This window comes from Streptomyces sp. NPDC002520, assembly GCF_053595235.1.
On sequence record NZ_JBSFXG010000018.1, the window covers coordinates 1 to 12,970 of the forward strand.

11 protein-coding genes are annotated in these 12,970 nt (G+C 71.0%); 5 read left to right on the forward strand and 6 right to left on the reverse strand.

Going from position 1 to position 12,970, the window contains the following annotated elements:
• Positions 1–78: 78 nt before the first annotated feature.
• Positions 79–480 (reverse strand): hypothetical protein, encoded by a 402-nt coding sequence (locus ACWD5D_RS24215; protein ID WP_451374828.1) that lies wholly within the window; start codon positions 478–480, stop codon positions 79–81.
• 82 nt (positions 481–562) lie between these two features.
• Positions 563–1,348, reverse strand: a complete 786-nt coding sequence (locus ACWD5D_RS24220) for a hypothetical protein (protein ID WP_451374829.1) — start codon at positions 1,346–1,348, stop codon at positions 563–565.
• Positions 1,349–1,889: 541 nt separating this feature from the next.
• Between ACWD5D_RS24220 and ACWD5D_RS24225 the strand changes: the two genes are divergently transcribed.
• Positions 1,890–2,576 (forward strand): LysM peptidoglycan-binding domain-containing protein, encoded by a 687-nt coding sequence (locus ACWD5D_RS24225; RefSeq protein ID WP_451374830.1) that lies wholly within the window; start codon positions 1,890–1,892, stop codon positions 2,574–2,576.
• Between the two features lie 18 nt (positions 2,577–2,594).
• On the opposite strand, the gene ctaD is transcribed toward ACWD5D_RS24225, so the two are convergent.
• Entirely contained in the window at positions 2,595–4,292 is a 1,698-nt protein-coding gene (gene ctaD, locus ACWD5D_RS24230) for an aa3-type cytochrome oxidase subunit I (RefSeq protein WP_451374831.1), read from the reverse strand.
• Positions 4,293–4,728: 436 nt separating this feature from the next.
• On the opposite strand from ctaD, the gene ACWD5D_RS24235 reads away from it, so the two are divergent.
• On the forward strand, positions 4,729–4,944 hold the full coding sequence (locus ACWD5D_RS24235; protein WP_451374832.1) for an I78 family peptidase inhibitor: 216 nt from the start codon (positions 4,729–4,731) through the stop codon (positions 4,942–4,944).
• A 132-nt stretch (positions 4,945–5,076) separates the two neighbouring features.
• Here the strand turns inward: ACWD5D_RS24235 and ACWD5D_RS24240 are convergent, their stop codons facing one another.
• The gene (locus ACWD5D_RS24240; protein ID WP_451374833.1) at positions 5,077–6,117 is read right to left on the reverse strand and encodes a phosphatase PAP2 family protein; all 1,041 of its coding nucleotides are present in this window, start codon (positions 6,115–6,117) and stop codon (positions 5,077–5,079) included.
• 238 nt (positions 6,118–6,355) lie between these two features.
• The gene (locus tag ACWD5D_RS24245) at positions 6,356–7,633 is read right to left on the reverse strand and encodes a mannosyltransferase family protein (RefSeq protein ID WP_451374834.1); all 1,278 of its coding nucleotides are present in this window, start codon (positions 7,631–7,633) and stop codon (positions 6,356–6,358) included.
• Between the two features lie 260 nt (positions 7,634–7,893).
• Here ACWD5D_RS24245 and ACWD5D_RS24250 point away from each other — a divergent pair, with 260 nt between their 5' ends.
• Together ACWD5D_RS24250 and ACWD5D_RS24255 are read left to right on the forward strand one after the other, a co-directional pair.
• Positions 7,894–9,567 (forward strand): MFS transporter, encoded by a 1,674-nt coding sequence (locus ACWD5D_RS24250; protein ID WP_451374835.1) that lies wholly within the window; start codon positions 7,894–7,896, stop codon positions 9,565–9,567.
• 79 nt (positions 9,568–9,646) lie between these two features.
• A complete protein-coding gene (locus ACWD5D_RS24255; RefSeq protein WP_451374836.1) occupies positions 9,647–10,873 on the forward strand; it encodes an acyl-CoA dehydrogenase family protein in 1,227 nt (408 codons plus the stop codon).
• 36 nt (positions 10,874–10,909) lie between these two features.
• On the opposite strand, the gene ACWD5D_RS24260 is transcribed toward ACWD5D_RS24255, so the two are convergent.
• On the reverse strand, positions 10,910–11,347 hold the full coding sequence (locus ACWD5D_RS24260; RefSeq protein WP_451374837.1) for a cell division protein SepF: 438 nt from the start codon (positions 11,345–11,347) through the stop codon (positions 10,910–10,912).
• 311 nt (positions 11,348–11,658) lie between these two features.
• On the opposite strand from ACWD5D_RS24260, the gene ACWD5D_RS24265 reads away from it, so the two are divergent.
• The gene (locus tag ACWD5D_RS24265) at positions 11,659–12,870 is read left to right on the forward strand and encodes a DUF5685 family protein (protein ID WP_451374838.1); all 1,212 of its coding nucleotides are present in this window, start codon (positions 11,659–11,661) and stop codon (positions 12,868–12,870) included.
• Positions 12,871–12,970 lie beyond the last annotated feature (100 nt).

The window sequence follows — 12,970 nt, forward strand, 5'->3', positions numbered from 1 at the left end:
GGCCTGCGCCGCTCCTTCGGCGCCACGCCGGCGCTGGACGGCCTGGACCTGGTACTCGACGAGCCGCCCTTCGGCATGTCAGGCGCCGCGGCGCGGGGCCGGGGGCAGCGCCGCCGGGACGGGCTGCGCCCCGGTCTCGTGCTGCGGCCGCCCGATCGTGCCGATCCGCTGCCACTGCGACTGCTGCCGCGCGCTGTAGGCCCCCGCGCTGTAGGCGCTGTACGAGCTGCTGAACGACCCAGGACGGTAGCCCCCGTACGCGCCCGTGCTCTGCGGAAGGCTCCCGAACGCGACGAAGTCCAGCTCCTCCTCACCACTGCGGTCCCCCGGCAGCGTCCGGAAGGACCTCATCCACTCCGCGGAGAGCGAGTCGTAGATCGGCGTGGCCGAAGCCCTGCCGGAACTCTCCTGCCCCCTTCGCGCGGAGGGAATGGGGGAGAAGCCGGACCGGCGGGGAGGAGAGGTGTCGTATGCGTGCACGTATGTCCAAACGACGGCAGTCGTGAAGGGATGCGGCCGGTGCCGGGCTTTTGGGGCGCGAGTCTGTCTCCCTCGGGCTATCTCAGGTACCGGCGAGAGGCAGCGCCGCCGCCACCAACAGCCCGTTCGCCGCGGCCCTGTCGAGCGCGTTCCGCAGCAGGTCCTCGCGCGGCTGCCGCCCGATGGACCCCACCGGCGCCGCGAACATCAGCACCTGCTGGTGCTTGTTCGCGGCGGACCGCCACCCCTCCGTGACCTGCAGCGGCTGGTGCGCCTGCCACCAGGCCACCGGCTGCCCCCCGTTCACCCCTGGCTGGAGCACCGCGTGCAGCTGGCCCACGGCGAGCAGCACGGACCACCCGTGCAGCACCGGCGGCACGGTCGCCAGCTCGGTCACCGGCAGGTAGCCCTGCTCGATGAGCAGCGGCAGGAAGTCGTCGCCGGGCCCGGTGGAGCCCGGACGTGCGATGGGCCCGGTCGGCTCGACCACGAGCGCCGGGTGCAACTCGCCCTCGATCAGGACGAGTCCGCTGGTCACGCCCAGCACGGCCGGCTCGGGCACGGCCCTGCCGGGGCCGGCGTCCGTGGCGATGTCGCCGCCGATGGAGCGGACGGCGCCCTGCAGTTGCTCCTCGGTCACCTGGACGACCTGCGAGGGCAGGCAGCTGGCATGGGCGAAGGCGAGCACGGCGGTCTCGTCGCCGACGAACAGAACGGTGCTGGTGCGCTCCTGCTCGGAGTCGCCCGGGGTGCGGCAGGACGTGCAGTCGTAACTGCCCGGGGCGTTCTCTCCGGCGAGCAGCCGGTCGGCTTCTTCGTCGCCGATCTCGGCGCGTACGGCGTCACTGACGTCGAGCATGCGCGGCACGGTGGCTCCCTCGGAATGCGGTGCTGGGGGCGGCCGGGTGGCTCCCGTCCGCTGAGCCCCGGGGTTCCGGGCTCATGAAGAAGACAACGGACGTGCTGTGGTGGTGGTCACGCTCGGAGGGGAACCGAGTCGAACCGCCCACCGCGCAGCGTCACCGTCGGTTCGGAATCGACCACTCACCGTCAACTTTGTTTCCTGTCAAGGAACTTGATTGGGTGAAGTGAGTCACATGTCGTCTTGGCGACTGGTCGGAAAATCACGAAATCAGCGAACAAAGTGGTTGGCCGGAAAACGCCGATACTCGCGGTAACAGTGAACTGGCCTGGAATGACGGTGAGTTGGTTGATATCGACCGCCCTATCTCCCTACATTCCTCCGCCGTGTGCAACGAGCACCGCTCGGGTACGTTCGCCGGCCGGCACCAGGCAGAGCACGATCGACGCACGGTCACGGCGGACGGGGCAGGCGCGAGGAACCGCGGTCCTACGCGGGAAGTCGCGCCACGCCTTGGGGGATCCCGGGTTCGTGGAGAGGGAATTACATGTCCGAGTGTGCCGATACCACCCGCAACACCGAACGTCGCGACAGCGCCCGCAAGGGCCGTACGACGGCCGCCCTCGCCGGGGCGGCGCTGCTGGCCCCGCTGGGTCTGCTGGCCGCGACCGGCAACGCCGCCGCGGCGGACAACGGAGTGTGGGACCGCATCGCCCAGTGCGAGAGCGGTGGCAACTGGCACATCAACACCGGCAACGGCTACTACGGCGGGCTCCAGTTCTCCGCCGGCACCTGGCGCGCGTACGGCGGCACCGCCTACGCCCCGACGGCCGACCAGGCCTCCAGGAGCGCCCAGACAGCCGTCGCCACCAAGGTCCAGCACGCCCAGGGCTGGGGCGCCTGGCCGGTCTGCTCGGCCCGTGCCGGAGCCACCGGCGCGGCACCGGCGGCCGCCTCCTCGGGCACGACCGCCTCGAAGGGCAGCGTGACGACGAAGTCCGCCCCGGTGAAGTCCGCCCCCGTGAAGTCCGTCCCCGCGACGGCGCCGGAACGTCCGGCCGGCCACACCGGCCGCAGTGCCTCCCGCGGCGACTACACCGTCCGCGAGGGCGACACCCTCAGCCTCATCGCCGCCCGGCACGGCACCACCTGGCAGCGGATCTACGCCGACAACAAGTCGGTCATCGGCGGCGACCCCGACCTGATCGTGCCCGGCCAGCGCCTCGCGCTCTGAGCGGGCGACCGGTGCCGGTCACCTGACGCGCGAACGGCCGCCGTCCTCCTTCCTGCGAGGACGGCGGCTGTCCGCGTACTCCGCGAACTCCGGATGGTGCAGGTCGAACGCCGGCGACTCGGAGCGGATCCGGGGCAGGGCGACGAAGTTGTGCCGGGGCGGCGGGCAGGACGTCGCCCACTCCAGCGAGCGGCCGTAGCCCCAGGGGTCGTCCACCTCGACCTTCTCTCCGTACCGCGCGGTCTTCCAGACGTTGTGCAGGAACGGCAGCGTGGACAGGCCGAGCAGGAAGGAGCCGATGGTCGAGACTGTGTTGAGCGCGGTGAAGCCGTCGGTGGCGAGGTAGTCGGCGTACCGGCGGGGCATGCCCTGCGCGCCCAGCCAGTGCTGCACCAGGAACGTGGTGTGGAAGCCGGTGAACAGCGTCCAGAAATGGATCTTGCCGAGTCGCTCGTCCAGCATCTTCCCGGTGAACTTGGGCCACCAGAAGTAGAAGCCGGCGAAGATCGCGAAGACGACGGTGCCGAAGACGACGTAGTGGAAGTGGGCCACGACGAAGTACGAGTCCGTGACGTGGAAGTCCAGCGGCGGGGACGCCAGGATCACCCCGGTCAGACCGCCCAGCAGGAACGTCGCCAGGAAGCCCGTCGCCCACAGCATCGGTGTCTCGAAGGACAGCGAGCCCTGGAGCATCGTGCCGGTCCAGTTGAAGAACTTCACGCCCGTCGGGACCGCGATCAGGAACGACACGAAGGAGAAGAACGGCAGCAGCACCGCACCCGTGGCGAACATGTGGTGCGCCCACACCACCATCGACAGACCCGTGATCGCCATGGTCGCGCCGACGAGCGTCAGATAGCCGAAGACCGGCTTGCGGCTGAAGACCGGGATGATCTCCGTGATGATCCCGAAGAACGGCAGCGCGATGATGTAGACCTCGGGGTGCCCGAAGAACCAGAACAGGTGCTGCCACAGCAGCGCCCCGCCGTTGGCCGCGTCGAACACGTGCGCGCCGAACCGCCGGTCCGCCTCCAGGCACAGCAGCGTGGCCGCCAGCACCGGGAACGCCATCAGGATCATGATCGACGTGAACAGCGTGTTCCAGGTGAAGATCGGCAGACGGAACATCGTCATGCCCGGCGCGCGCATCACGACGATCGTGGTGATGAAGTTGACCGCGCCGAGGATCGTCCCGAAGCCGGCCAGCGCGAGCCCCGTGATCCACAGGTCCGGGCCGATGCCGCGGGAGTGCGTGGCGTCGTTGAGCGGGGCGTAGGCGAACCAGCCGAAGGCGGCCGGCCCCTCGTGCGTCAGCAGCGAACCCAGCACGATCAGACCGCCGAACAGGAAGAACCAGTACGACAGCATGTTCAGGCGCGGGAACGCCACGTCCGGCGAGCCGATCTGCAGCGGCATCAGCTCGTTGGCGAAGCCCGCGAAACTCGGGGTCGCGAACAGCAGCAGCATGATCGTGCCGTGCAGCGTGAACAGCTGGTTGTACCGCTCGTTGTCGACGAGCTGAAGCCCCGGCCGGGCCAGTTCGGCCCGCATCAGCAGTGCCATGACACCGCCGGCCAGGAAGAACAGGAAGGACGTGATCAGGTACAGATGGCCGACCTTCTTGTGGTCGGTGGTGGTGAGCCAGTCCACCACCAGCCGCCCTGCCCGCCCGCGCCGCTCCGGCTGCGCCGTCGCCCGTACGGTGTCGGTCCCCATCGCTCGCTCGCCCCTTCGCTCGTCGCGCCCGGGACCGCTGCGGCCCGGGGCACGCCCGCCCGCGAGCTGCCCTCGGATGCCCGCGCGGCCGTGCGCTCCGACCGGGGTGTACAGCGGGCATGTGCGGAATCCGTGAAATTCCTATGCGGCGTCAGCTCCCGCTTCGGCGCGCCGGATTCCGCCGGGAATCACTTTCCGGACCCCGCCCCGATCATCACGTGGGCACTTTCCGCCGGGTAATTCGGCGGGGCATCACGACACGCGGGAATTCTGTTCGATTGCACCGGGAAGCCGAACGGAAACCCCCGTACGTGTGACGGAGTTCGAAGGAATCGCGCGTCGGCAAGCTGTGACAGAAGTGTGACCGGGCGCGGGAACTCCTGATACCTGCCGGGCCCGGCTTCCGTCGTCGCCCGATGCGGCCTAGCGTGGCCGTATGGCACCGATTCCCACTCCGCCCGCGGAGCCCAAGGACAGTCCCGACGGGTACGTCGGCCTCGACGCCGAGCACGCCGAGCGGCTCGCCCGGGAGCGAGGGTGGTCGACGGTACGGTCGCTGCCGCCCGGCGCGATCATCACCATGGAGTACCGCGTGGGCCGGCTCAACTTCGAGGTGACCGACGGCCGGGTGACCCGTTCCTGGAAGGGCTGACCCAGGCTGCCGCCGGGCCCGACACCGCGGGCCCGGACGACGAAGGCCCCGCTTCCCGGTGAGGGGAGGCGGGGCCTTCTGTCCGTGCGGGGGCGGGTGTGCGTACCGGAACCCCGTCGTCCTGGTGGGGTGTCAGCCGCCGGTCACGGGACGGGCCTGCTGGGAGGTGCCGCGCGGGAGCCGGTCGGCGTGCGGCGGCCGGCGGCTGCCGGCCGGGGTGACCGGGCTGCGCTCCGAACGGGCCGCGTGGGGGCCGGGGGCCAGATGGATCGGGGCCCGGGAGCCGCGCCCCGACGACACCGGTTCGAGCGCCGGAGCGTGCCGGGTGGACGGCTCGACGGGCGTGGCCGTCGGTCGGAGCACCACCGGGGCGACGGGGGCGGCGGGTGCCGGCATGGGTGCCGGGCGCCCGCCACGGGCGCGCCAGCGGTCGCGCAGGTCGAACAGCGCGTCCTCGGTCCGGGCGATCAGCGGCTCGAACCAGGGCAGGGCGAGCAGGATCAGCAGACCGGCGGCCCAGCCCAGCAGCACGTCGCTCAGCCAGTGCGTACCGAGGTAGACGGTGGTGAGGCCGACGCCGAGCGAGGTGATGGCGGAGGCCGCCGACAGCCAGCGGCGCGCTCGTGGGGTAGAGGCCAGATACGCCAAAATGCCCCAGGTCACCACCGCGTTGGCGGTGTGGCCGCTGGGAAATATATCGCCGCCCAGACCCATCTCGTTCGAGCCGATCACGGTCGCGTAGTGCGGACCGAGGCGCCCCATCCCGAGCTTGGCGGCGCCGACCGTGATGTTCAGCAGCAGAAGCGAGGCGGCCAGGGTCAGCAGGGGGCGCAGCGTGTGCTGCCGCCAGGAGCGCCAGCCCAGCCAGGCCGCGACCATCACCGCGGTGGGGCCGCGCTGGCCGAGCACCACGTAGTAGTCGAGGAAGGCGTGGATCTGCGGCCACTGCTGGTACGGCCGGAAGAACATGACCTGCCAGTCGAGGCGGACCAGCCACGAGGTGGTGATCACGGCCCACACGATCGCCAGGTAGAAAGCCAGGGTCGCGGAGAACAGCACGACCCGGTGCCGGCTCATCCGCGGCATGTCGATGAAAGCCGGTCGTTCCGGCTCACGATCCAGCCTGGCGAAGAACCGGTCCAGACGCCGGGTCAGGTTTCGTTCGGTACGCACCCAATCGACGTTACAGCGAGTGAGCTGTGTTCCCTGTCGAAACGGCACCTTTGTGATGACGATGTGATGTGGGAAACCTCTCAGGAGTGCTCAGAATTCTTCGACGCGGCAATCCTGTGCGCGCCGCTTCCGGCAATTCCTTTGATCATGCCGGGGGTTGGATATATGGCTCACATAAATGCGTTCACCGCAGCATCGGATGGAATTCAGGGTGCGGTCATCGGGCCGCCGGCGTTGATCACGGAGGGCCGGAGCCGTTCAGCCAGAAGGCGCCATAGACCGCCGTCGCCGCCGCCACACCGCCCGTGACCAGGGCCGACCTGGACGTGCGCAGCCGGGCCAGGGCGCGCGCGAGCGGGAACAGCACCGGGAAGGCGGGCATCAGCAGCCGCGGCTTCGACCCGAAGTAGCTCGACGCGCACAGCGCGAGGGCCAGCACGACGCCCGTGTACACCAGCAGCGCGACGGGCTGACGCTGACGAACGCCGGTGACGTAGAGCCAGATCAGCAGGGCGACACCGATCATGAGGCCCGCACCGACGAGGGCCGACGGAAATGACGTGAACTTGTCGGCCACGAACCGGGCGAAGGCGTATCCGCCGTCGAACCCGTTGCGCCACCCGGCCTGCACGTCCAGATATCCGAGCGGCCCCTTTCCGGTGCGGTGCCCGACCCACAGGACGTAGCCGGCGGCACCCAGCGGAGCGAGGAGCATGCCGAGAACCCGGCGGGAGACGGGGGCGCTGGTGGTGAGAGACGGGGCGCGTGTCGTCTCGCGCGCGCCGTCTGTATTCAATACGCGCTCGGCGTGGGCGTCGCTCGCCGGGGTGGGGGCGTGTTCGCCGCTCCGAGCGCCGCTCGTGCCTCGCGCGCTTCGGTCTCGCACGAAGGAGGTCACACCGACCACCCAGACCGCCGCGACCACCGCGAGTCCCACCGGCCGGGTCAGCCCGGCCAGCGCCGCCAGCACGCCCGCGCTCACCCATCGGCCGCTCAGCACCGCGTACAGCGACCAGGCCGCCAGCGCCGTGAACAAGGACTCGCTGTACGCCATCGACTGCGCGATCCCGACCGGCAGCACCGCCCACAGCAGCACCGCGCAGACCCCCACCCGGCGGCCGTACACCCACTCCGCCACCGCGAAGATCCCGCAGGCCGCCGCGAGCGAGGCGAGCAGGCTGACCACGAACCCGGCGTCCGCGTACGACAGGGGAGTCACCGTGTGCAGCAGCCGCTCCAGCCAGGGCAGCAGCGGGAAGAAGGCGAGGTTGGAGTGGACGTCGCCGTTCGGCAGCCGCACCTGGTAGCCGTAGCCCAGCTCGGCGACCCGCGAGTACCACAGCGAGTCCCAGCGAGCGGTCAGCAAGGTGTACGCGCTCTTCCCGTGCGCGGCGCTCCACGCGGCCAGCACGACCAGGCCCAGGGCACGGACGGCCGCGTACCCGAGGAGGGCCGGCGCCGCCCGGCGCGGAAGAGGGGCCCGGAACGGGGTCGCACGCGTCGCAAGATCGGTCACGGGCTCGATTATCGACCGGCCATTGAACCGGACCGCTCGCCGGGGCGTGGTCAAGAGCGGAGGAAGTGGCGTACGCCACACGGGTTCGGTCGTGCGTGTGAGAGGTCCGCCACGTGTCCGCGCGGAGGACTCGCGTACGCTGACGAGTCACCCGCGTGGGTTGCGCGGGCCGGAGACCCCCGCTCCTCTCCGGCCGTACGACGGGAAGTCCCCACCCCGCCGATCCGCCGCACGCGAGGGACCATCTGGGAGGTACGTACATGTCCGGGACGACCACGGCCGCCCTGCGGCCGCGCCGTCGGCCGGCCGGGGCCGGTGCCAACCGCTGGGTCGTCCTCTTCGTCCTCTGCGCCAGCCTGCTGCTGGTCGCCCTGGACGCGACCGTGCTGCACGTGGCGGTGCCCGCCGTCACCGAGGACCTCAGGCCCGGCGCCGTCGAACTGCTCTGGATCGTCGACATCTACCCGCTGGTCTGCGCCTCGCTGCTGATCCTCTTCGGCACGCTGGGCGACCGGGTCGGCCGCAGACGCGTCCTGCTGCTCGGCTACGCCCTCTTCGGTGTCGCCTCCGCCGTCGCCGCCCTCGCACACAGCCCCGAGACCCTGATCCTCGCCCGTGCGCTGCTCGGCGTCGGCGGCGCGATGATCATGCCCGCGACCCTGTCGATCCTCCGCCAGGTCTTCCCCGAGCGGCGCGAGCGCGCGCTGGCCATCGGCGTCTGGAGCGCCGTCGCCGCCGTCGGCGCGGCGGTCGGACCGCTGCTCGGCGGGTTCCTGCTGGAGCACTTCTGGTGGGGCTCGGTCTTCCTGGTCAACATCCCGCTGATGCTGGTGAGCCTTCCGGTCGGCCGGATGCTGCTGCCCGAGTCGCGCGGTGAACGCGATGGCCCCTGGGACGTGACCGGCGCGCTGATGGCGGCGGCCGGCCTCTTCGGTGTCGTCCTCGGGGTGAAGCGGCTCGGCGGCGGCGAGCAGGTGGCCGGCCCCCTCACCCTGGTGCCGCTCGTGGCGGGCGCCGCACTCCTCTTCTCCTTCGTACGACGCCAGGGACGGCGCCCGCATCCGCTGGTGGACCTGCGCATGTTCCGGCGACCCGCGTTCAGCACCTCGGTGGGCTGCATCGTGCTGGCGATGCTCGCACTGGTGGGTCTGGAGCTGATCGCGGCCCAGTACCTCCAGCTGGTGCTCGGTCTGTCACCGCTGGAGACGGGCCTGCGGCTGCTGCCGCTGACCATCGCGGCGATGGCGGCAGGCCTCGCGGGCGCGCGCATGCTGCGCCGCTTCGGCCCCCGCCGGATGGTCTGCTTCGGCTTCTGCCTCACCGCCGCCGCCGTCCTCACCCTGACCGCGATGGGCGCCGCCGACAACGCGAGCCTGCTGCTCCTCGGCTTCGTGCTGCTCGGCTTCGGCCTGGAGACGACCCTGTTCGGGGCTTATGAGTCGATGCTGAGCGAGGCACCGGCCGAACGGGCGGGCGGGGCCGCGGCGATCGGCGAGACCTCCTACCAACTGGGCGCCGGCATCGGGATCGCCCTGCTCGGCAGCGTGATGAACGCGGCCTACGCGCCCGGCCTCAGGTCGGTGCCGGGCGTGCCCGCGCACGCGTCGCGCGCCGCCGGTCACTCGCTCGGCGAGGCCTACGACATCGCCGGACGCCTGGGCGGGGCCGGCGGGGACGCGCTGCGCCGGGCCGCTCGGGAGTCCTTCGTGCACGGGCTGCACGTGACCCTGCTGGTCAGTGCCGGCCTGCTGCTGCTCGGCGCGGTGATCGCGCTGCGGCTGCCCCGGATCATGCAGTGCGCGGACCCCCGCGAGGACGCCGTGGAGGTCGGCGCAGGCGCCGCCGACGTGGGGCTGCCCTCCCCGCGGGAGGCCGAGAAGCCGAGGGTGCCGGCGCTGACTCCCGCCCTGGACATACAGGACACCGCGCCGTAATCTCGACGTCAGCGTCTTAACTAGCATTGCTAGTTTCCGGGTGCGTCGCCGCGTTCCTCAGTGTTCCGGAGGGTGTCCCATGTCCGCGTCCGCGAAATTGCCCCCGTTCGACCCCGCCGACCCGCTCGGGATCGACGACCTGCTGGACCCGGAGGACCTCGCGGTCCGGGACACCGTACGCAGCTGGGCGGCCGACCGCGTCCTGCCCTCCGTCGCCGACTGGTACGAGAAGGGTGAGCTGCCCGGCATCAGGGAGCTCGCCCGCGAACTCGGTGGCATCGGCGCCCTCGGCATGTCCCTGACCGGGTACGGCTGCGCGGGCGCGTCGGCGGTGCAGTACGGCCTGGCCTGCCTGGAACTGGAGGCCGCCGACTCGGGCATCCGCTCCCTCGTCTCCGTGCAGGGCTCGCTCGCCATGTACGCCATCCACCGCTTCGGCAGCGAGGAGCAGAAGCAGGAGTGGCTGCCCCGCATGGCCGCCGGCGAGGTGATCGGCTGCTTCGGGCTCACCGAGCCCGACCACGGCTCCGACCCCTCCGCCATGCGCACGCACGCCAAGCGCGACGCTGGGGGTACCTCCCGCTCGAGCGGAGCCGAGAGTGGGGGAGACTGGGTCCTCAGCGGCCGCAAGATGTGGATCACCAACGGGTCGGTCGCCGGGGTGGCCGTCGTCTGGGCGCAGACCGAGGACGGCATCCGCGGCTTCGTCGTCCCCACCGACCGCCCCGGCTTCTCAGCGCCCGAGATCAAGCACAAGTGGTCCCTGCGCGCCTCCGTCACCAGCGAACTGGTCCTGGACGACGTACGGCTGCCCGCCGGTGCCGTCCTGCCCGAGGTCACCGGACTGCGCGGACCGCTCAGCTGTCTCTCGCACGCCCGCTACGGCATCGTCTGGGGCGCCATGGGCGCGGCGCGCAGCTGCTTCGAGGCGGCCCTCGGCTACGCGAAGACGCGGGAGCAGTTCGGGCGGCCCATCGGCGGCTTCCAGCTCACCCAGGCCAAGCTCGCCGACATGGCGGTCGAACTGCACAAGGGGATCCTGCTCGCCCACCATCTGGGGCGGCGGATGGACGCCGGCCGCCTGCGTCCCGAACAGGTCAGCTTCGGCAAGCTCAACAACGTCCGCGAGGCCATCGAGATCTGCCGTACCGCGCGGACGATCCTCGGTGCCAACGGGATCTCCCTCGAGTACCCCGTCATGCGGCACGCGACCAACCTCGAGTCGGTGCTCACCTACGAGGGCACCGTCGAGATGCACCAGCTCGTGCTGGGCAAGGCACTCACCGGGCTCGACGCCTTCCGGTGAGCCCCCGAGGAGGCAGGGCCGGTGGGCGGCCCTGCCTCAGCTCTGGTTGAAGAACCCGTCCCCGCGGCGCGAGGACGTCTCACCGCTGACGATCTCCGTGTTCGCCGGCGTCAGCAGGAACACGCGGGTCGCGACCCGCTCGATCGAGCCTCGCAGGCCGAAGATCAGCCCGGCGGCGAAGTCCACGACGCGCTTGGCGTCGGCCGGCTCCATCGCCGTGAGGTTGATGATGACCGGGACACCGTCCCGGAACAGCTCGCCGATGGCGCGGGCGTCCCGGAAGCTGTCCGGGGTGACCGTGCCGATCTGGCGGCCCTTCTCCTCGGCCGTGTCATCGGCCACCTTCACCCGAGGGTCAGTGACCCAGGCGTCTGCGGACTCCGAGCCCTCGGAGTAGTCGTCGTCGTAGTAACGCTCGTCATCGTTGTCGTCGACGAGGCCGAGCCACGCACTCGCCTTGCGTACCGATCCCATGGACGCCTCCTCTCACAGCGGTCTTCTTGCGTTTCTCGTCCCTATGGTCATCCATGATGCTGACAGTGCGCCAAGGAGATAGACGGCGCGCGGGGGGTTTGTGACGGTACTGGTGCACAGTCCATCCGTCGAGAGCCCTTGTCTCCCAAGGGTCGTGCCTCACAGGGCTGCTGACTGGGAGTGAAATATGATTGTTTTCGGCGGATGGGTGAGTCGCGGTGCGCACGAGTGAACGGATCGGCTGATACAAGCCGACAGTCGGTCGATACGATGCGGCGGCGTCATGCCACGTCGCACCACGGGGGATCGTCATGTTCGGGATCGTCAGGCCCTGCTCGCACCGGCTCGGTGAACGCCTCAGGACCGAGTGGATGGCGCATCTGTGCGGCCTCTGCCTCGCGTTGCGCAAGGACCACGGACAGTTCGCACGCATCGTGACGAACTACGACGGGCTGCTCATATCGGTTCTGACGGAGGCTCAGGCGGGTGCGGTGAGCGGGTCCCGCCGTACCGCGGGCCCCTGCGCGCTGCGCGGCATGCGGACGGCCTCCGTCGCCCAGGGGGAGGGGGCGCGGCTCGCCGCGGCCGTCTCGCTCGTGCTCGCCTCCGCCAAGGTCCGCGACCATGTCGCCGACCGCGACGGGCTGCTGGCCCGCAGGCCCGTGGCAGCCGCGGCGCGCCGGGTCGCGGCCGGCTGGGGGCGGGCCGGGGAACGCGGCGGGTCGGCGGTCGGGTTCGACACCGGCATCCTCGTCGAGGCCGTGGACCGGCAGATCGGCCTGGAGACCCTGGCGGGTCCGGGCACCCCGATCCTGACGGTGACCGAGCCGACCGAGACCGCGACCGCGGCCGCCTTCGCGCACACCGCGGTGCTGGCCGGGCGGCCGGACAACGCCGCACCGCTCGCCGAGGCCGGCCGGCTCTTCGGGCGGCTCGCGCATCTGCTGGACGCTGTGGAGGACCAGGACGCCGACGCGGCGTCGGGCGCGTGGAACCCGCTGACGGCCACGGGTACGTCCCGGGCCGAGGCCCGCCGGCTCGCCGACGACGCCGTGCACGGCATCCGGCTCGCCCTGCGGGAGGCCGAGTTGGCCGACGGAAAGCTGGTGCACCTGTTGCTGGTGCACGAGCTGCGGCGCTCGGTGGACCGGGCGTTCGGCACGTCGTCGTGCGGACACGCGCCCGAGGCGTCGTTCGGACCGCCGCCGGGGCAGCACGCGCCCGGCGCTCCGGGGTACCCGCACGGCGATCCCTCGCATGGCGGCCCCTCGCACGGCAATGTCTTCGGGGGGCTGCCGCAGCGTCCGGACAAGCGGGGTTTCTGGGCAGGTTGCGCGGCTGCCCTCGGTCTGTGCTGCACCTGCAAGGTGTGCTGCGCGGACGAGTTCGAGGGGCCCTGGTCGCGGAAGCGGCGCGAGGGGTGCTGTGCCAGCTGTGACTGCGACTGTGACTGGTCGTGCTGTCAGGCGTGCGAGGTCTGTGAGTGCTGTGAGTGCTGTTCCTGTTGTGACTGCGGGTTGTGAGTGCGGGTTGTGAGTGTTGTTTGGGGTGCGGGTCGGGGTGCGGGTCGGGGGTCGGGGTGCGGGCTCGGTTGTGGGTTGGGCGGGTGGCGCAACGGCGGGG